General features: G+C 68.1%; 22 protein-coding genes and 1 tRNA gene. 13 read left to right on the top strand and 10 right to left on the bottom strand.

Annotation, left to right across the window (positions count from 1 at the left end; all coding sequences use genetic code 11):
* Positions 1 to 17: 17 nt before the first annotated feature.
* From soxY to RS901_RS05310, 9 genes are all read left to right on the top strand, one after another.
* Positions 18 to 473, top strand: coding sequence for a thiosulfate oxidation carrier protein SoxY (gene soxY / locus RS901_RS05350; RefSeq protein ID WP_013958319.1), 456 nt, complete (start codon positions 18 to 20; stop codon positions 471 to 473).
* 46 nt (positions 474 to 519) lie between these two features.
* A complete protein-coding gene (soxZ, locus tag RS901_RS05345) occupies positions 520 to 831 on the top strand; it encodes a thiosulfate oxidation carrier complex protein SoxZ (protein WP_018006135.1) in 312 nt (103 codons plus the stop codon).
* Positions 832 to 916: 85 nt separating this feature from the next.
* Positions 917 to 1,369 (top strand): DsrE family protein, encoded by a 453-nt coding sequence (locus RS901_RS05340; RefSeq protein ID WP_316151816.1) that lies wholly within the window; start codon positions 917 to 919, stop codon positions 1,367 to 1,369.
* Positions 1,370 to 1,435: 66 nt separating this feature from the next.
* Complete coding sequence (gene soxA / locus RS901_RS05335; protein ID WP_316151815.1) at positions 1,436 to 2,263, top strand: sulfur oxidation c-type cytochrome SoxA; 828 nt, start codon at positions 1,436 to 1,438, stop codon at positions 2,261 to 2,263.
* Between the two features lie 19 nt (positions 2,264 to 2,282).
* Positions 2,283 to 2,945 (top strand): sulfur oxidation c-type cytochrome SoxX, encoded by a 663-nt coding sequence (soxX, locus tag RS901_RS05330; protein WP_316151814.1) that lies wholly within the window; start codon positions 2,283 to 2,285, stop codon positions 2,943 to 2,945.
* A 5-nt stretch (positions 2,946 to 2,950) separates the two neighbouring features.
* On the top strand, positions 2,951 to 3,445 hold the full coding sequence (locus tag RS901_RS05325; protein WP_316151813.1) for a TlpA disulfide reductase family protein: 495 nt from the start codon (positions 2,951 to 2,953) through the stop codon (positions 3,443 to 3,445).
* Positions 3,446 to 3,507: 62 nt separating this feature from the next.
* Positions 3,508 to 5,220, top strand: a complete 1,713-nt coding sequence (gene soxB / locus RS901_RS05320) for a thiosulfohydrolase SoxB (RefSeq protein WP_316151812.1) — start codon at positions 3,508 to 3,510, stop codon at positions 5,218 to 5,220.
* 75 nt (positions 5,221 to 5,295) lie between these two features.
* Positions 5,296 to 5,371: transfer RNA gene (locus RS901_RS05315), tRNA-Ala, on the top strand.
* A gap of 283 nt (positions 5,372 to 5,654) precedes the next feature.
* On the top strand, positions 5,655 to 6,332 hold the full coding sequence (locus tag RS901_RS05310) for an aspartate/glutamate racemase family protein (protein WP_316151811.1): 678 nt from the start codon (positions 5,655 to 5,657) through the stop codon (positions 6,330 to 6,332).
* Positions 6,333 to 6,411: 79 nt separating this feature from the next.
* Here the strand turns inward: RS901_RS05310 and RS901_RS05305 are convergent, their stop codons facing one another.
* A complete protein-coding gene (locus tag RS901_RS05305) occupies positions 6,412 to 6,663 on the bottom strand; it encodes a hypothetical protein (protein ID WP_010813430.1) in 252 nt (83 codons plus the stop codon).
* 150 nt (positions 6,664 to 6,813) lie between these two features.
* Here RS901_RS05305 and RS901_RS05300 point away from each other — a divergent pair, with 150 nt between their 5' ends.
* Complete coding sequence (locus RS901_RS05300) at positions 6,814 to 7,782, top strand: cation diffusion facilitator family transporter (protein WP_316151810.1); 969 nt, start codon at positions 6,814 to 6,816, stop codon at positions 7,780 to 7,782.
* A gap of 415 nt (positions 7,783 to 8,197) precedes the next feature.
* Here RS901_RS05300 and RS901_RS05295 read toward each other — a convergent pair whose 3' ends face one another.
* Positions 8,198 to 8,815 carry a DNA-3-methyladenine glycosylase I gene (locus tag RS901_RS05295; protein WP_316151809.1) on the bottom strand — a complete coding sequence of 206 codons (618 nt, stop codon included), beginning with the start codon at positions 8,813 to 8,815 and terminating at the stop codon, positions 8,198 to 8,200.
* Positions 8,816 to 8,920: 105 nt separating this feature from the next.
* Between RS901_RS05295 and RS901_RS05290 the strand changes: the two genes are divergently transcribed.
* Positions 8,921 to 9,277: a DUF2314 domain-containing protein gene (locus RS901_RS05290; RefSeq protein WP_316151808.1), complete on the top strand. Its 357-nt coding sequence runs from the start codon at positions 8,921 to 8,923 to the stop codon at positions 9,275 to 9,277.
* Positions 9,278 to 9,350: 73 nt separating this feature from the next.
* Here RS901_RS05290 and RS901_RS05285 read toward each other — a convergent pair whose 3' ends face one another.
* From RS901_RS05285 to RS901_RS05275, 3 genes are all read right to left on the bottom strand, one after another.
* On the bottom strand, positions 9,351 to 10,661 hold the full coding sequence (locus RS901_RS05285) for an MFS transporter (RefSeq protein ID WP_316151807.1): 1,311 nt from the start codon (positions 10,659 to 10,661) through the stop codon (positions 9,351 to 9,353).
* A 77-nt stretch (positions 10,662 to 10,738) separates the two neighbouring features.
* A complete protein-coding gene (locus RS901_RS05280) occupies positions 10,739 to 11,755 on the bottom strand; it encodes a hypothetical protein (RefSeq protein WP_410054155.1) in 1,017 nt (338 codons plus the stop codon).
* Positions 11,756 to 11,904: 149 nt separating this feature from the next.
* Positions 11,905 to 12,243: a hypothetical protein gene (locus RS901_RS05275; protein WP_316151806.1), complete on the bottom strand. Its 339-nt coding sequence runs from the start codon at positions 12,241 to 12,243 to the stop codon at positions 11,905 to 11,907.
* A 275-nt stretch (positions 12,244 to 12,518) separates the two neighbouring features.
* Between RS901_RS05275 and RS901_RS05270 the strand changes: the two genes are divergently transcribed.
* Positions 12,519 to 13,403, top strand: a complete 885-nt coding sequence (locus RS901_RS05270; protein ID WP_316151805.1) for a class III extradiol ring-cleavage dioxygenase — start codon at positions 12,519 to 12,521, stop codon at positions 13,401 to 13,403.
* Between the two features lie 22 nt (positions 13,404 to 13,425).
* Here the strand turns inward: RS901_RS05270 and RS901_RS05265 are convergent, their stop codons facing one another.
* The 5 genes from RS901_RS05265 to RS901_RS05245 all read right to left on the bottom strand — a co-directional run bounded on the left by RS901_RS05265 (position 13,426) and on the right by RS901_RS05245 (position 17,351).
* Positions 13,426 to 14,631, bottom strand: a complete 1,206-nt coding sequence (locus RS901_RS05265; protein ID WP_316151804.1) for an MFS transporter — start codon at positions 14,629 to 14,631, stop codon at positions 13,426 to 13,428.
* A 93-nt stretch (positions 14,632 to 14,724) separates the two neighbouring features.
* The gene (locus tag RS901_RS05260; protein ID WP_410054154.1) at positions 14,725 to 16,041 is read right to left on the bottom strand and encodes an MFS transporter; all 1,317 of its coding nucleotides are present in this window, start codon (positions 16,039 to 16,041) and stop codon (positions 14,725 to 14,727) included.
* Between the two features lie 80 nt (positions 16,042 to 16,121).
* Entirely contained in the window at positions 16,122 to 16,541 is a 420-nt protein-coding gene (locus RS901_RS05255; RefSeq protein ID WP_316151803.1) for a VOC family protein, read from the bottom strand.
* Positions 16,542 to 16,548: 7 nt separating this feature from the next.
* Positions 16,549 to 16,899, bottom strand: a complete 351-nt coding sequence (locus RS901_RS05250) for a GFA family protein (protein ID WP_013958300.1) — start codon at positions 16,897 to 16,899, stop codon at positions 16,549 to 16,551.
* Between the two features lie 32 nt (positions 16,900 to 16,931).
* The gene (locus tag RS901_RS05245) at positions 16,932 to 17,351 is read right to left on the bottom strand and encodes a GNAT family acetyltransferase (protein ID WP_316151802.1); all 420 of its coding nucleotides are present in this window, start codon (positions 17,349 to 17,351) and stop codon (positions 16,932 to 16,934) included.
* Positions 17,352 to 17,489: 138 nt separating this feature from the next.
* On the opposite strand from RS901_RS05245, the gene RS901_RS05240 reads away from it, so the two are divergent.
* Entirely contained in the window at positions 17,490 to 18,101 is a 612-nt protein-coding gene (locus RS901_RS05240) for an HD domain-containing protein (protein WP_316151801.1), read from the top strand.
* The last annotated feature ends 36 nt before the right edge of the window (positions 18,102 to 18,137 follow it).

Here is an 18,137-nt window from a genome sequence, read left to right as displayed (position 1 = left end):
TAGCCGGAGAACAAGGAATGAATTCCAAACGACGAGAAGTGCTGCGGGTCACCGCTGTTCTGTCGCTGATGGCCGCCACCGGCCTGATCAGCGAAGCGCAGGCGGCCGAGTGGAACAAGAACGCCTTTGACGGCAAGAGCGTTGCCGACGTGATCAAGGCGCTCGGCGGCAGCGGCACCGAGAAAAGCACCGCCATCACCTTCACCGCCCCCGATATCGCCGAGAACGGCGCCGTGGTGCCGGTGGCCGTGACCAGCACCATCCCGGATACCGAGCAGATCGCGATCCTGGTGGAAAAGAACCCCAACACGCTGGCCGCCGACTTCGTCATCCCGGCCGGCACCGAGCCGTTCGTCTCCACGCGCGTGAAGATGGGCCAGACCTCGGTCGTGCATGCCGCGGTCAAGGCCGGCGGCAAGTGGTACGTGGCATCGAAGGAAATCAAGGTCACGCTGGGCGGCTGCGGCGGCTGACGCCGCGCCCCGGATCGAGATTCCCAAACTGCAACAGGAGAAACACATGGCAGACCCGATGCGCGTACGCGCCACCGAAAACGGCGGCGTGGTTGACGTCAAGATTCTGATGAAGCACGACATGGAAACCGGCCAGCGCAAGGACGCGTCCGGCAAGGTCGTGCCGGCCTGGCATATCCAGACCGTGACCGCCCAGTGCAAGGGCAAGGAAGTGTTCCGCGCCCAGTTCGGCCCGGCGGTGTCGAAGGACCCGTTCCTGAACTTCAAGTTCAAGGGCGGCGCCAAGGGCGACAAGGTCGCCGTGACCTGGATCGACAACAAGGGCGACAAGCGCACCGACGAAGCGACCATCGCCTGACAGCCGTTCCGCGGCCGGCAGGCCATGCCGTCCTCTGCTAAGGTTCGGGACGGATGCCGGGACTGGCCCGGCGGGAAGGAACAACATGCGGCGAGCATTTATTCGAGCATCGGCGGCACTGGCCGCCATCGGCCTGAGCGCCAGGGCGGCGGCGCAGGCTGCCCCGGCCGCCGGCAAGGGCGGGCGCGTGAAGGTGGTGTACCAGTTGTCCGAAGGCATCGACCAGGCCGTGCGCGCGATGGGCAACCTGCGCAACCACCTGAACGGCGCGCCGGGGACCAGGATCGTGGTGGTGGCGTTCGGCTACGGCATCGATTTCCTGGTCGAAGGCGCCAAGGATGGGCGCGGCAACACCTTTGACGGCCCGGTGGGCGCGCTGGCTTCGGCCGGGGTGGAGTTCCGCGTGTGCCGCAATACGCTGACGGCGCGCAAGATCCCGGAATCGAGCCTGTTGATGGAAGCCAAGGTGGTACCGGCCGGCGTGGTCGAAATTGCGCGCCTGCAGGCCGAAGAAGGCTACGCCTATATCAAGCCCTGAGCCGGGCGGCGTAGCAACAAGAGAGAGAACGGCCCGCCACGGTGCGAGGCCGCGAGGAGAAGCCCCATGAACACCATCCGAAGCCTGGCCCGGCGCGCCGCGCTGGCCGCGGCGGCCGCCGCTGCGGTGGCCTCTGCCGCCGCCGTGCATGCGCAGGGCAGCACCGCCGAAGAAATCGCCAAGTACCGCCAGATGCTGGCCGAAGGCAATCCCGCCGAGTTGTGGGAAGCCGCCGGCGAAGAGCTGTGGAAGAAGCCGGCCGGCCCGAAGAACGCCTCGCTGGAGCAGTGCGACCTGGGCAAGGGCCCGGGCGTGACCAAGGGCGCCTACGCCGAGCTGCCGCGCTACTTCAAGGACGCCAGCAAGGTGATGGACCTGGAGCAGCGGCTGGCTTACTGCCGCATGACGCTGCAGGGGCTGACCAAGGAAGAGGCAACGAAGAACCCGTTCTCGTCGTCGGGCAAGCCGTCCGAGATCGAGCGCCTGGTGGCCTACCTGACCGGCGAGTCGCGCGGCGTGAAGATGAACGTGCAGCTCAGCCATCCCGAAGAAAAGCGCACCTATGCGCTGGGCGAGAAGATGTTCTTCTACCGCGGCGGCGCCTATGACTTTGCCTGCGCCACCTGCCATGCGGTGGACGGCCAGCGCATCCGCCTGCAGGACCTGCCCAACCTGCTGACTGACAAGGGCGCGCAGGCGGCCTACACCACCTGGCCCGCCTACCGCGTCTCGCAGGGCGAGGTCCGCACCATGCAGCACCGCCTGTACGACTGCCTGCGCCAGCAGCGCTTTCCCGAACCCGCCTATGGCTCGGACGTGATCACCGCGCTGACCATGTTCCTGGCGAAGAACGCCAACGGCGGGACCTACGACGGCCCGGCGATGAAGCGCTGACCAGTACGGGAGAGACAACATGCAACGACAACACCAGGCACTGGCCATCGCGGCCCTGGCCACCCTGCTGGCAACCGGCGCCCACGCGCAGGACAGCACCAAGGCCCGCACGCCCAAGGGCAAGCCCGCCGCCGTCAGCGGCGCCGACATGAAGCACCTGATCGAGGACTCGTTCTCGTCGCGTGGCCCGGTCACGGTCGAGGGCGTGCTCAACCAGGACGGCATGCAGCAGGCCTGCAGCCAGTACCCGGACCGCACCAAGGTGCCGGCGAAGCTTGCCAAGAAGATCGAAGCCGCCGAGCTCAAGCAGGTCAAATACCCCGCCGAAGACAAATGGCTGGGCGACTGGAAGGAAGGCGAAAAGGTCGCCCAGAACGGCCGCGGCATGCAGTTTACCGACCAGGTCGGCGGCACCAACGGCGGCAATTGCTACGCCTGCCACCAGATGACCAAGGCCGAGATCTCGTTCGGCAATATCGGCCCGTCGCTGTACCAGTACGGCAAGCTGCGCGGCAACTCGCAGGACGTCATCAAGTACACCTGGGGCAAGATCTGGGACTCCAGCGCCTACGCCGCCTGCTCCAACATGCCGCGCTTCGGCCACAAGGGCATCCTGACCGAGGCCCAGATCCGCGACGTGATGGCGCTGCTGCTCGACCCGGCCTCGCCGGTCAACCAGTAAGGCCGATGCGCGCGCATGCCGTGTTGCTGCGCTGGCTGCTGGCCTTCAGCCTGGTAGGCGCTGCAGCCGGCGCTGCAGCGCTGGAGGTAGGCGACACGGTGCGCCTGCCCGAAGTGCGCACCCTCGACGGCCGCACCCTCAGCGCCGCCGCGCTGGCCGGCAAGCCGCTGGTGGTCGAGTACTGGGCCTCGTGGTGCCCGTTCTGCGCGATGCAGAACCCGCGCCTGCAGAAGCTCCATGAACGCACGCGCGGCACGCCGCTGCAGGTGCTGGCCATCAGCATCGACAAGGATCCGCGCGAGGCTGCCGACTACATGAAGAAGCGCGGCTACACCTTCCAGGCGACGATGGACTCCCCCGCGCTGCAGGCCGTGTTCGGCAAGCGCAAGGGGCTGCCGGAGCTGTACGTGATCGACGCGCGCGGCCGCGTGGTGCAGAAGGAAGTGGGCGAAATGCTCGAAGACGACGTGGCGGCGCTGGAGCGGTACGCGCGGCCATAGTTTTGCGATGGCGGACGCCCGCGTCCACGGGCCGACCGCCACCGCCAATTCCAGGAAGAGACATGAACCGACGCGAGTTCCTGCAGGTGCTGGCCATTGCCGGCGCCGGCGGCATGACGTTCCCCCATCAAGACGCGCAGGCCGCCGAGGCCATGTACGACCTGCCGCGCTTCGGCAACGTCCACCTGCTGCATTTCACCGACTGCCATGCGCAGCTGCGGCCGGTGTACTTCCGCGAACCCAATGTCAACCTCGGCATCGGCGACTATGCCGGCAAGCCGCCGCACCTGGTCGGCGACGCGCTGCTGCGCCAGTACGGCATCCGTCCCGGCACGCCGCAGGCGCATGCGTTCACCTACCTGGATTTCAACGAGGCCGCGCGCCGCTATGGCAAGGTCGGCGGGTTTGCGCACCTGGCCACGCTGGTGAAACGGCTGAAGGCGGGCCGGCCGGGTGCCTTGCTGCTCGATGGCGGGGATACCTGGCAGGGCTCGGCCACCGCGCTGTGGACCAAGGGCCAGGACATGGTCGATGCCGCGCTGGCGCTGGGCGTGGACGTGATGACGCCGCACTGGGAGATGACCCTGGGCGCGGACCGCGTCAAGGAGATCGTCGACAAGGACTTCAAGGGCAAGGTCGCCTTCCTGGCGCAGAACATCAAGACCAATGATTTCGGTGATCCGGTATTTGATCCATACGTGATCCGCGAGATCAACGGCGTGCCGGTGGCCATCATCGGCCAGGCCTTCCCATACACGCCCATTGCCAACCCGCGCTACTTCGTGCCGGACTGGACCTTCGGCATCCAGGAAGAGAACCTGCAGCAGGTCATCGACGCAGCGCGCGGCAAGGGCGCGCAGGCAGTGGTGCTGCTGTCCCACAACGGCATGGATGTGGACCTGAAACTGGCCTCGCGCGTGCGCGGGCTCGACGCCATCCTGGGCGGCCATACCCATGACGGCATGCCCGCGCCGGTGCCGGTGAAGAATGCCGGCGGCACCACGCTGGTGACCAATGCCGGCTCCAACGGCAAGTTCCTCGGCGTGCTGGACTTTGACGTGAAGGGTGGCAAAGTCGCGGACTTTCGCTACCGGCTGCTGCCGGTATTCGCCAACTACCTGCCGGCCGACCCGGCCATGGACGCGCTGATCAAGACGGTTCGCGCGCCCTATGAGCAAAAACTGAGCGAAGTGCTGGCCGTCAACCGCGGCCTGCTGTACCGCCGCGGCAATTTCAACGGCACCTTCGACCAGCTGATCCTGGACGGCCTGATGCAGGCCCAGGGCGCGCAGATCGCGTTCTCGCCGGGCTTCCGCTGGGGCACCACGCTGCTGCCGGGCGAGGCCATCACCATGGAACACCTGATGGACCAGACCGCCATCACCTACCCGTACACCACGGTGACGCAGATGAGCGGCGAGACCATCAAGACCATCCTGGAAGATGTGGCCGACAACCTGTTCAACCCCGACCCGTACTACCAGCAGGGCGGCGACATGGTGCGCGTGGGCGGGCTGCAGTACACCATCGATCCTGCCGCCGGCATGGGCAAGCGCATCAGCGACATGCGCCTGGCCGGCAAGCCGCTGGAAGCCGGCAAGACCTACAAGGTGGCGGGCTGGGCCCCGGTGGCCGAAGAGGCGCGCCAGGCCGGCGGCGCCCCGATCTGGGACGTGATGGCGCAGTGGCTGCGCAGCACCAGGGAAGTCAGCGCCCGCCCGCTGAACCTGCCGCGCGTGCGCGGCATGGACGGCAATCCGGGCATGGCCGCCTGATGTTGCACAGCCCCCCTCATGTGCCGCGCCGAGGATTGAAGGGCGCTGCCGTATTACGCTACAATCAACCGCCACGGGCCGATAGCTCAGCTGGGAGAGCGCTGCGTTCGCAATGCAGAGGTCGGGAGTTCGATCCTCCTTCGGTCCACCAGATATCACTCGTAAAAGCCCCGGAAAGCCAACGCTTTCCGGGGCTTTTGTGTTTCTGCCGCCTGCGCTGTCCGCCATCTCGCACTGGCAGCTGCCATACGCTATCGTTGACCCCTCGGCACAGGCGTACGCGCCTTGTGCCGCCGCCAACCTACGCCCGCCGGGGCCTTGCTCGATCCCATGCAAGCCAACAGGAAATCGTTCGTCGGACGCAGCGCCTGAGCTGGCCGGGCTGGCCAATGTGTCCAATTCCGGCCAGTATTCCTGAATCTCAAGAGACATCCATGAGCCACATCCTGCTGATCAACCCGAATACGTCGAGCGCCACCACGCAGATGATGGTCGAGATCGCGCGCGCCTGGTTCGCGCAGGCCATGGCCGCGCCGCCGGCCGTGGTCGGCGCCACGGTCACGCGCGGGGCGCCGATGATCATCGACGAAGACGACCTTGCCGTGGCCGCCGAGGCCATCTGCGATGCAGACATGCTGCGCCTGGCCGGCCGTGCCGACGGCGTGATCGTCGGCGCCTTCGGCGACCCCGGCATCGAGACCCTGCGCGCGTGCCTGTCGGTGCCGGTGGTGGGCATCGGCGAAGCCTCGATGCATGCGGCCGCGGCCGGGCGGCGGCGCTTCGGCATTGCCACGACCACGCCGCGGCTGGCGGCGTCGATCAGCGCCAGCGTGCGCCGGCAGGGGTTGGACGAGTTGTTCACGGGCGCGCGCTTCACCGAGGGCGATCCGCGCGCGCTGGGCGGCACGCCGCAGCAGCAGGAAGACCTGCTGGCGGGCGCGGTCGATACCTGCATCCGCGCCGATGGCGCGCAAGCCGTGATCATCGGCGGCGGCCCGCTGGGCGAGGCCGCCCGGGCGCTGGGCCAGCGCTTTCCGATTCCCGTCATCGGCCCGGTACCGGCCGCATGCGAAGCCATGTCGCAGGCGCTGCGCTATTGCCCGGCGGCGTGAGCCAGCCCGTGGGGACAACAAGGAGCGCGGGCGATCTGCCCGGCCATGTGGATCGCGCCAGCGTGCAGGCGCGGCTAGGCTAGGCCACCCGGGTCGGCCGGCGGGCCTTCATTGCCGACGGCCGTACCTGTTGCAGCGCGCGCAGCGACTGCAGCGCGTCCTCGACCGCCTCGATGCCGTCGCGCAGGCGGCCGATGGCATAGCCAAGACGGCTTTGCGCGTCGGCGTCAGGGGTGGAAAGGTTTTCTAATGCGTCGACTTCCGCCTGCATCTGTCCGACCAGGCGGCGCAGCTGGGATGTGCTGTGCGAGGCAAGTGACCGAATCGCCATCGTTGGGTCCTCCTTGCAGTGTCCGGGTGTGCCCGTCCTGTGTAACGGTAAAGGCGCCACCAAAACTTCGCCAGCGCTGTTACGAAATCGGCACGGCAGCGCCGCCATGGCCCGGTTCGCCCATCGCGGATGTTGGGCTATAGTCACCCGATGGAATCGGAACACAACCCTCTGCGGCCAGCCTCCGCCGGCCTGCCGGACGACGCCACCGCCGCCAGCCCGGCCGAGGCCGACGCGCGCCACCGGGCCGGCCGGCGCAGCACGCTGGTCAGCGTGGCCGTCAATATTGGCCTGACCGCCGCGCAGGCGGTGGCCGGCGTCATGTCCGGCTCGCAGGCGCTGATCGCAGACGCCGCGCATTCCCTCTCAGACCTGCTGTCCGACTTCGTGGTGCTGCTGGCCGGCTGGCAGAGCCGCAAGGACCCGGACGCCGACCACCAGTACGGCCACCTGCGCTTCGAGACCGCGGCATCGCTGGCACTCGGGGGGCTGCTGCTGGCGGTGGGCGCGGGCATGCTGTGGGCGGCGGTGGATAAATTGCAGCATCCGGCCAGCCTGCAGCCGGTGCAGCCGGTGGCCTTGTGGGTGGCGCTGGCCGCGCTGGCGTCCAAGGAGCTGCTGTTCCGCTACATGCTGGTGGTGGCGCGGCGCGTGCGCTCGGGCATGCTGGTGGCCAATGCGTGGCATGCGCGCTCGGATGCGGCCTCGTCGCTGGTGGTGGCGCTGGGCATCGGCGGCAACCTGCTGGGCTACCACATGCTCGACCCGGTGGCGGCCATTGTGGTCGGGCTGATGGTGGCGCGCATGGGCCTGCGTTTCGGCTGGGATGCGCTCGACGACCTGATGGACCGGGCGGCCGACGAGGAGACCGTCGCGGAGATCCGCGCGACCATGCTGGGCACGCCCGGCGTGCTGGGCCTGCACGACCTGCGCACCCGCAAGATGGGCGACCAGGTGCTGGTGGACGTGCACCTGGAGATCGATGCCACGCTGACGGTGGCGCAGGGCCATGCCATCGCAGTCGAAGCCCGGCGCCGCACCCTGGAACATCATCACGTACTCAATGTAATGACGCACGTCGACCCCGTATACATGGGCAGCCAGGCCAGCGCTGCCTGAGCCCGGCTTGTGGACATCTTCGCCGGTTGCTGGGGATAACCGCCCGGACAAGCTGTGCCCCGCCTGGGGGCGCCTTGTGGGACGTATACGGATAACTCCGGCGCCCGCATTGCCGACGTATACGTAACTGCCGGACTATCCCGGCGAATCAGGGTTATCCCGGAGTGGTTATCTTTGCTGCAAGTCCCTGAGCCGAAAGGGAAAAGGTGACTTATCCACGGCCTGAAGCCTGGTTTACCTACTACTACTATGTTTACATATGTAAACAATATTAAAGACATAGGCAGGACCGTTGCGCTGTTCGCGGTGGCCTGACGTTTACGCGGGCATGGTCATGCGCCGGCGTATACCGCCGCCGCCAGCCGGCGCACGCGGACGTATACCTGGTGCGCACCGGGTATACGTCCGCCCACCGCTAGCGCGGCACCTTGAACACCTTGCGCGCAGCCAACACCTCGGGACGGGTCGTGCAGCCTTCCTGGTGGTCATTGACCAGGCCCATCGCCTGCATCAGCGCGTACATGGTGGTGGGACCGACAAAGCGCCAGCCGCGCTTCTTCAGGTCCTTTGACAGCGCCGTGGATTCCGGCGAGGTCGCCATGGTGCGCAGCACCTCGGGTGTCAGCACCCTGGGCCGGCTGGCCGGATCGGGTTCGAAGCGCCAGAAGTAGGCGGCCAGCGACGATTCCGTCTCCAGCAGTTCGCGAGCCCGCTGCGCATTGTTGATGGCCGCCTCGATCTTGCCGCGGTGGCGCACGATGCCGGCATCGCCGAGCAGGCGTGCGATATCGCGCTCGCTGAAGCGCGCCACCTTCTCGATGTCGAAATTGGCAAACGCCTTGCGGAAGGCCTCGCGCTTGCGCAGGATGGTCAGCCAGCTCAGGCCGGACTGGAAGCCTTCCAGGCACAGCTTCTCGAACAGCCGGCGATCATCGGCGACCGGGAAGCCCCACTCGGTGTCGTGGTAGTGGCAATAGTCCTCCAGCGTGCCGCACCAGCCGCAGCGCACCGGTGCTTCCTTCTTGCTTGTCATGGGTACCTGTTCCCTTTTGAAAGTCCCGGACGCCGGCCAGGCTCTCGCCGACCGGCGCATTTGCTGCGATCATGCCCGCACCTGAGAGATTGCGGAAGGCTGAAAATGGACATGCGATTGACAACCCTGGACGAAGACGGATGGGAGCTCGACGACGCCGAGCCCATTGCCGCCGCCCATCCCGACACCTTCTGGATGCCGTCGCGCGAGGAACGTGATGCACTCGCACCCGGCCAGCTGGTCAAGCTGATCTTCCGCATCCTGGTCGCCGACGAGGCGGGCAGCGAAGAGGTCCACGTGGAGCGGATGTGGGTGATCGTCACCGGGCGCGAGGGCAGCCTTTACACCGGCGAGCTCGACAACCAGCCGTATTGCACCGAGGAGATGAACCCGGGCATGCCGCTGTGCTTCGAGGCGCGGCATGTGATCAATATCCACCGGGACGAGGACGAAGCCGGCTAGGCGGCCTGTCAGCGGACAACAAAAAAAGCCAGCCTCGCGGCTGGCTTTCTTGCCTGGAACTGGCGCAGACGGCTCAGGCCAGCTTCTTGCCCGTACGGTCGTGCATGAACACCAGCGCGATAAAACTCACCACGGCAGCAGCAATCACGTAGTAAGCCGGCGCCAGCTTGTTCTGCGTCGACTCGATCAGCCAGGTCACGATCAGCGGCGCAAAGCCGCCGAAGATGGTCACGGCGAAGTTGTAGGCCAGCGACAGCCCGGTGGAGCGCACTTCGGTCGGGAACTGCTCGGCCAGCACCGCCGGGGCCGGGCCGGTGAAGGCCGCCAGCAGGATGCCCAGCACGATCTGCACCTGCAGCAGCGTCTGCGTGCTCGGCGACACATTGAGCCAGTGGAACAGCGGATAGGCCAGCACGCCGATCAGCAGCGCCACGATGCCCAGCATGCGCTTGCGGCCCATGCGATCCGACAGCATGCCCATCAGCGGGCACAGCACCAGGATGATGGCGCCGCACAGCGCGGTCGACTTGAAGGTCGCGCCCAGCGGCAGGCCCAGCTGCTGCTTGGCGTACGACGGCATGTAGAACACCAGCACGTAGGTGCACACCGTCCACAGGATGGTCACGCCCAGGCCGGCCAGCACTTCGCGCGGGTGGTCGCGCAGCACCTGCGTGAGCGGCGAGAACTTGACCCTGGCGGCCTTGCGGGCGGCCTGGCGCGCCTCGAACTCGGGCGGCTCGTCCAGGTGCGAGCGGATATACATGCCGACCGGGCCGATCAGCAGGCCGAACAGGAACGGGATGCGCCAGCCCCAGGCATCGATCTGCTCGGGCGACAGGCCGTTGGTGACCAGCGCGCCCATGGCCGCGCCCAGCATGAAGGAGATGCCCTGGCTGGCCTGCTGCCAGCTGGCGTAGGCGCCGCGTTCGGCGTCGGGCGCGTGCTCGATCAGGAAGGCGGTGGCGCCGCCCACCTCGCCGCCGGCGGAGAAGCCCTGGATCAGGCGCGCCAGCACGATCAGCGCCGGTGCCCACAGGCCGATCTGGTTGTAGGTCGGGGCCAGGCCGATGATGGCCGTGCCCAGCGCCATCAGCAGGATGGTCAGCGTCAGCGCTGCCTTGCGGCCCACGCGGTCGGCGTAGACGCCCAGCACGATGGCGCCGACCGGGCGCATGAAGAAGCCCACGCCGAAGGTGGCGACGGTCAGCAGGAACGAGGTCAGGTCATCGCCGGTCGGGAAGAACAGCTTGGCGATGATGACGGCAAAGAAGCTGTAGACGGTGAAGTCGAACCATTCCAGGCCGTTGCCGATGGTGGCGGCGATGATCGCCTTTCGTCGGGTGGCGGCGGAAATGTCGGGGATGGGGGCGGTAGTCGCGGTCATGAAGCGTCGGAAAGGGAAACCGCAATGTTAAGCGATTCCTTAATTTTCGATCCGCTCCTGATCCGCTGCGAACGCGCTCAGAAGCTGGCCGCCAGCCCCAGCGAAACCCCCGACACGTTATTGCCGAACACATAGCGCACCACCGCCCGGATCCGCGTGACAAAGACTTCGTGCGCGCTGGTGTCCAGTTCCAGCCCGGTGCCGAGCGTGGTCAGGTAATTGAAGCCGAGGATGCCGGCCTGGCTGCCGAGGTAGTGTGAATGTGACAGCTCCAGCACGTATCGCACCGGCCGGTCGAACGCACGCATCCCGGTTGGCGCCCGCCAGCGCGCCCACAGGTTGGCGGTCTGCGCCGTGGCCGTGCCCGTCACCGAGCTGGTCGTGCCGCCGAAGCTCTGCAGGTGGATATTGGTGTAGCGCAGTTCCACGTCGATCTCGTAGTTCTCGCGGTAGTGCTCCCAGTCCAGCATCACCGAGCCGCCCAGCCCGTAGGCGTTCAGGCTGCCGCCGTCGAGGAAGTTGATCTGGCGGTCGGTGACCTGCTCGACCGCGAACTTGCCGATTGACAGGTCGCTGGAGACATTGCCCAGCGAGGCGTTGAAGATCGGCCGGAACACCAGTTCCTTGTTGGCCGTCAGCGGAAAGTCCCAGCCCACGCCGATGGTGCCGGAAAAGGTGTTCCAGCGGGTCGGGATGGCGCGGGAGTCGGCGCCATTGGTGGCAACGAAGGTGGGATCGTAGCGGCTGTAGGCGATGGCGCCTTCCAGGTAGAGCGGGAACGACTTGCTGATGGTGAAACCGCCGCCCAGCTGCGACATGACGATGCCGGGATCGTTGGTGCTGGTGTTGTTGATCGACAGTGAGCTGGAGGTAAGGTCCGGCACCACTGAGTACGCCATCAGCGACAGCACCGCGTTGGCGTGCCGCTGCACATTGGCCCCGGCCAGGCGCAGCCCGGGCGTGCTCTGGGCATTTGCCGCGCCGGCGGCCAGCAGCGCCGCCGCGCCCATGGCCGCCAGGGCCGCCCGCCAAAGGGGCCGCGAGCGGCGGCTTGGCGCGGGGTGGAACCGGCGGTGTCGCTGGCGTGCGGACATGGACAATCTCTGTGCAGTCGGTGCGGGTGCGCGCTGCAGTGCGGCATGCGGCGGTCTCCCGCGCATTCTAGCGACGCAGGATAGGGTAGGAGCGTCGCGCGAAATCTTTCAGATCGGACTGTTGCCGTCTTGCATCGGCGCGGCGGCGGTCAGCCGGCAGGATGGCGTCGGGTTGACGGCCTGGGGGGCGAGGCAGGCGGGGAGGGCGGCGTAGCCGGCATGGCCGGACAGGCGGGCGCCGGCCGGCGGCGCGTGAGCCACAGCAGCAGGGCACTGGTGGCCCAGCCGGTCACGAACACGGTGTCGCCGGCATGGTTCAGCCAGGCTGCCGCCGCGGGCGTGCCGGCCAGGGATGCCAGCAAGCCGGCCGGCAGGCGCGCCAGGATCCACAGGGCGACGGCGGGCACGCTGCCGTAGACGCCCGGTTGCCACCAGTGGGCCAGGAAGGGAAGGTGCCGCCCGGGGCGGCGCGGGATGCGCGGTACCACCGAAGTCTCCGGCCACATGGCGCGCGGGGCGTGCCGGTGGCATCAAGGCGTTGCAGGAACCCGCCGAATGACACCGCCGGCGGGCTCACGGCTGCATCATAGGCTGATCGCCGCTGGCTGCGCTGCCGGTGCCCGAGGCGCTGTGTGCGCCACGCCACGCTGCGCCCGGGCATTCAACTTTTTTGCACAACGTGTCCGCAAATGGCGCCCGTGCCCAGCGCGAATCTTTGCCAAACTGGATGCAGGTACACAAACAGTTTGAAGGTGGTCCTACCATGCTTCCCTCACTTTATATTTCCCACGGTTCCCCGATGCTCGCCATCGACCCCGGCCCCACCGGCGCCGCCTTCGATGCGCTGGGCGGGCAGCTGCGCGCCCGGCGCCCGCGCGCGGTGCTGGTGATCTCTGCGCACTGGATCTACAGCACGCTGGCTGTCACCAGCCGCGAGCGCCAGGAAGCCTGGCATGACTTCGGCGGCTTCCCGCGCGAGCTGTATGCACTGCGCTACGACGCCCCGGGCTCGCCGGCGCTGGCCGAGCGGGTCAAGGCCCTGATCGAGGCGGCAGCGATCCCTGGCGCCGGGTTTGTCGGCCATGACGACGAGCGTCCGCTGGACCATGGCGCCTGGATGCCGATGCGCCACTTCTTCCCGGATGCCGACGTGCCGGTGGTGCAGCTGGCGCTGAACCCCTACCTGTCGCCCGCCACGCAGATCGAGATCGGCCGCGCGCTGGCCCCGCTGCGCGACGAGGGCGTGCTGGTGCTGGCGTCCGGCAGCTTCACGCACAACCTGCAGGAAGTGTTTGGCGGCGGCCGGCGCGACCAGCATGGGCCGCAGGCTGAGCCGTATGTGGAAGCCTTCCGCGGCTGGATGGCGGATGCCCTGGACGAAGCCCTGGCCACCGGCGATACCGGCCGCATTGCCGACTACCGCGCCCTGGCGCCGTATGCGCGCCGCGCGCACCCGACCGACGAGCATCTGCTGCCGTTCTTCGTGGCGCTGGGCGCGGCGTTGGGGCCGCAGGTTGCCAGTGGCGCAGGAGTGGCGCCGGCCAGCGTGTCGCGGGTTGCCGATGAAGTGACCTATGGCGTGCTCGCCATGGACAGCTTCGTGTTCGAGGGCCTGGGCGCCGGCGCGCCGCTGCGCGCGGCCGCCTGATGCCTTACGGCTCGGCCGCGACCTATGCCGCCGGCGTGCCGGCGCGCGCCGGCAGGTAGCGCCGTGCCGAGCGCGCGCCCGCCAGCGCAATCCAGCCCATGGTCAGCGCCACCAGCGCCAGCCCGATGCGCAGGTTGGCCAGGTGCGCCACCCCGCCGATCAGCACCGGCCCCAGCAGCAGCCCCAGGTAGGCAAAGCGCGCCACGCGCGCAATCGCTTCGGCCGGGGCGACCCCCGGCAGCCGCGACGCGGCAACGAAGAAGATCGGCACCATATTGGCCGCGCCCAGCCCCATCAGCGTAAAGCCCGCCAGCGCGGCCAGCGGCAGCGGCGCCAGCAGCGCCAGCGCGATGCCGCCAAAGCCCAGCCAGGCACTGCCAGTCAGCGTGGCGCCGTCGCCCAGGCGCGCGCGCAGGCGGTCGCCGCCGAAGCGTCCGCATGCCATCCCGCCCGAGAACGCGGCGTAGCCGAGGCTGATCCAGCCATCGGGCGCCTGCGCCACGTCGCGCATATAGACGCTGGTCCAGTCGTACATCGCGCCTTCGCCGATCAGCCCGAGGAAGGCCAGCAGCCCCAGCAGCCACAGCGCGCGCACCGCATGGTCGCGATGGTGGGCCGCCGATGGCAGCACCGGATGATCCGCCAGCAGCCCGGGCAGCGTACCGAGCGCCACCGCCGCGGTCACGCCCGCCATCATCGCCGCATGCGCCAGTGGCGCCACGCCCAGCGACAGCATCAAGCCGCCCGCGCCCGCACCTGCCATGCCGCCCAGGCTGAACATGCCGTGCAGCGCCGACATCACGGGCCGCGTGCGGCTGGCCTCGACCGTGGCGGCCTGCGCGTTCATGGCGACATCGAAGGCCGCATTGGCCATGCCGAACGCCGCCAGCGCGGGCAGCAGCAGCCAGAACGACGGCATCGCCAGGATCGCCACCGTGGCCAGCGCGAACAGCAGCCCGCCCGTCATCGACGCCCGTGCGCTGCCCGCACGTGCCACCCGGCGCCCGACCGGGCCCATCGCCAGGATGGCGCCGCCGGCCACGGCCAGCATCGCCAGCGACAGCATCGCGTCGGACAGGCCGAAGCGTGCCTTGATGGTGGGAATATGCACGCCCCACGTGGCAAAGGTGGCGCCGTTGACGAAGAACAGCGCCATGGTGTCGCGCGTGGCGCGCGACACCGCGGCCGGCAAGGGCGCGGTGGCAGTCGGGGAATGCGGATCAGGCATGGGAGGGTGCGGCAGGCGGGGCAGTGGTGCCCCTGCAAAAGCCGTCATTGTCCCGCATCGGCGTGGGGCGGGCATGACAGCACCGCACTAGCACTAGCGGCTGGCGGCATCCACGCGCAGCAGTCCGCGCCGGTGCAGCGCGTAGCCGAAGGCCAGCAGCGCGCCCAGCGCCAGCGCCACCATCACCCACAGCATCAGCCAGTAGCCGCCGGCGGCACGCCACAGCAGCGCGCCCAGCCACGGCGCGGCGGCCTGCATCAGCAGCACCGGCGTCATCATCAGCCCGTTGAGCGTGGCGTAGTGATGGCGCGAGATCAGCTCAGGCATGGCCATCGCGCGCAGCATGGTGTTGACGCCATTGGCGCAGCCGTACAGCACCGCGGCCACCATCAGCCAGGCACCGTGCCCCAGCGCAAAGCACAGCAGCCCGGCGCCCATCAGCGCATAGACCGGCAGCGACAGCCGCACCGGGTGGCGCACCCCCGCGCGCATCATCAGCATGCGGCCCGCCACCTGGGCCGGGCCGATCAGGGCGGCTACCACCAGTTGCTGCGCCACCGGCATACCCTTCTCAGTCAGCATCGGGATCAGGTGCGCGCCCAGCAGCGAAGCCACTACCGCGGTCGCAGTAAAGGCCAGCACCACCGCCCAGAACACCGGTTGGCGCAGCGTGGCGCGGGCAATGTCGCGGCTGCCGGCCTGGCCGTCGGCGGGGGTCATGCCGGTGTAGGTGGGATGCAGCGCGTAGCGCATGCGCGCGTGCAGCGGCGCGCAGACCAGCAGGTTCAGCGCGGCGAAGCCCATCAGCGTCGGGCGCCAGCCCAGATGGATCACCAGCCATTGCGCCAGCGGCACGAAGATCGTGCTGGCAAAGCCGGCCATCAGCGTGACCACCACGATCGGCTTCTGGTACTGGTCGCCATAGGCCTGGCGCAGCACCACGAAGGCGGGCTCGTACAGCGTGGTCGCCATGGCCAGCCCGATCGGCACCCACATCAGCAGGAACACGCTCTGCGACGGCGTCCACGCCCACAGCAGCAGGCCCAGCCCGGCCAGCACCGAGCCCGCGCCCATCACCTTGCGCGCCGGTGCGCGGTCCAGCAGCCGCCCCACCGCGAACGAGCACAACGCCCATACCAGCAGCCCCAGCGAATAGCCGCCCGCCAGGAAGGGCTTGGACCAGCCCAGGCTGCGGATCATGGGGTCGATGAAAACCGTGAAGGCGAAGAACAGCGTGCCCCAGGAGATGGTCTCGGTCAGGCCGAGGATCCAGACCAGCCGGCGCGGCGGCGTGGCGGGGTGCGCGGGTCCGGTGCGTGCCGGGCTGGCGTCTGGGTCTGTGCTGGCGGCGTCCGCGTCGGAGCTGGCTTCCAATGTTGTCATGGCGGGCCCGGCGGGGGTGGTCGCCATGGGTGGCGGCGCGTGGGGCCAGTCGGAAATTGTAGCGATCCCGCGCGCACTCTGCGCGCGGGGTGCCGTGGGCACGCGCGTTACTGTGCGGTCACCGGCGCGGGCGGTCCCTTGAGCTCGACCACGTTGCCGTCCGGATCGCTCACATAGAGCGATGGTCCCTTGCCTTCGGCGCCAAAGCGCTGCGCCACCTCGCCGGCCTGCACGCCATGCCGTGCCAGTTGCGCCCGCACCGCGTCGGCATCGAACGGGTCGATGCGCAGGCAGAAATGGTCCAGGTTGCGGCCCTGCGCACCCGGTCCCGCGCCGCCGGCGCGCCCGAGCGGGCCGTCGAGCGCGACCAGGTCGATCAGCCCGCTGCCCGCGCGCAGCTGCGTCAGGCCCAGGTCGGTTTGCTCGCGCTCCACGCTGCAGCCGAGCACCTCGACATAGAAGCGCCGCAGCGCGTCCACGTCGGCGCTGCGCAGTACCAGGTGGTCGATGCCCAGGATGCGGAACATGGCGGCCTCAGTGGTGCAGCCCGTCGTAGTCGATGACCTTCAGGCTGTCCAGGTCGACATTGTCCAGGCAGCGCACATTGACCGCGGCCATCGGCTTGCCGTCCTTGTCCTGCCCGTCCGCATACGGGCCGCAGCCGCACACCGGGCAGAAGCGGTGCGCGATCTTCATGGTGTTGAAGCGGTAGGTGGAGGCATTGCTCTCTGGCGTTTCCAGCTTGAACGTCGCGCGCGGCACGAACCACAGCAGGTGGCCGCGCCGGCGGCAGATCGAGCAGTTGCAGCGGATCACGCTGGGGATGCTGTCGGCCTCCACTTCGAAGGCAATGGCGCCGCAGTGGCAGCTTCCGTGGAAAGTCATGTCGTCTCCTTGTTGTCGGTCCGGCGTGTCCACTAAATATCGGGAATCAGTCGTTTTCCCAGGCTGACCACCTCGTCGGGCGCGTAGCCCAGCTTGTCGTAGAAATCGATCACGGCGCGGTTGCCTGCGCGTACCAGCAAGTTGATCTTGGGACAGCCCCGCTCGATCAGCAGCTGTTCGGCATGCGCCATCAGCATGCGCCCGTACCCCTTGCCCTGCAGGCCGGGCTGTACCGCCAGATAGTAGACCCAGCCGCGATGCCCGTCGAACCCCACCATGGCAGTGGCGACAGGATGGCCGTCGATGTCGCCGACCAGGAACAGCTCAGGCTGCGCGGTCAGCTTGCGCGCGATATCGCGCTGCGGGTCGTTCCACGGACGGGTCAGGCCGCAGGCCTGCCACAAGGCAATGACGCGGGATTGGTCTTCCGGTCGGAAAGGACGGATCAGCATGCTTGGTGGTGCGCCGCAATATGCCGGCACATTGTTAGCTTTTTGACAGTGTAGCGCCGCTGCGGGTGCCACAATGCCTGCAAAACATGACGAGACGATGCGCGGCCATCGCGCACGCTGCCACAACAGGAGACCCGCATGAGCGACATCCACGCGCCTGCACGCGCCACCTTCAGCCATATGGAACACGGCACCCGCGACGACTGGGCCGCCATCTCCGCCGAGTTCATGCCGTTCGCGCGGGCGCTGCCGGAGCGCGTGCTGGCGCACCTGCGCCTGCTGGATGGCGATTGCGGCGGTTTTCCCGTGGACCGGCTCACGCATTCGCTGCAGACCGCGACGCTGGCGCACCGCGACGGCCAGGACGAGGAATACGTGGTCTGCGCGCTGCTGCACGATATCGGCGATACGCTCGGCAGCTTCAACCATCCCGATATCGCCGCCGCTATCCTCAAGCCATTCGTCAGCCCCGAGAACCTGTGGATGGTGGAAAAGCACGGCGTGTTCCAGGGCTACTACTTCTTCCATCACCTCGGCCTGGACCGCAACCTGCGCGAGCAATACCGCAGCCAGCCCGAACTGTTCGAGCGCACCGCGGAGTTCTGCCGCAAGTACGACGGCGCCGCTTTCATGACGGACTACGACACGCTGCCGCTGTCGTTTTTCGAGCCGATGGTGCGGCGCGTGCTGGCGCAGCCGCGCAACTCGATGTATGTGAAGCCGGGCGAAGCGACGCTGGCACAGCCCTGAAAGCACAACGGCCTCGCTTCATGCAAAGCGAGGCCG

Origin of the sequence: Cupriavidus sp. BIC8F (assembly GCF_032465815.1) — a bacterium.
Lineage (GTDB): Bacteria > Pseudomonadota > Gammaproteobacteria > Burkholderiales > Burkholderiaceae > Cupriavidus > Cupriavidus necator.
This window is presented reverse-complemented; position numbering and strand designations above follow the sequence as displayed.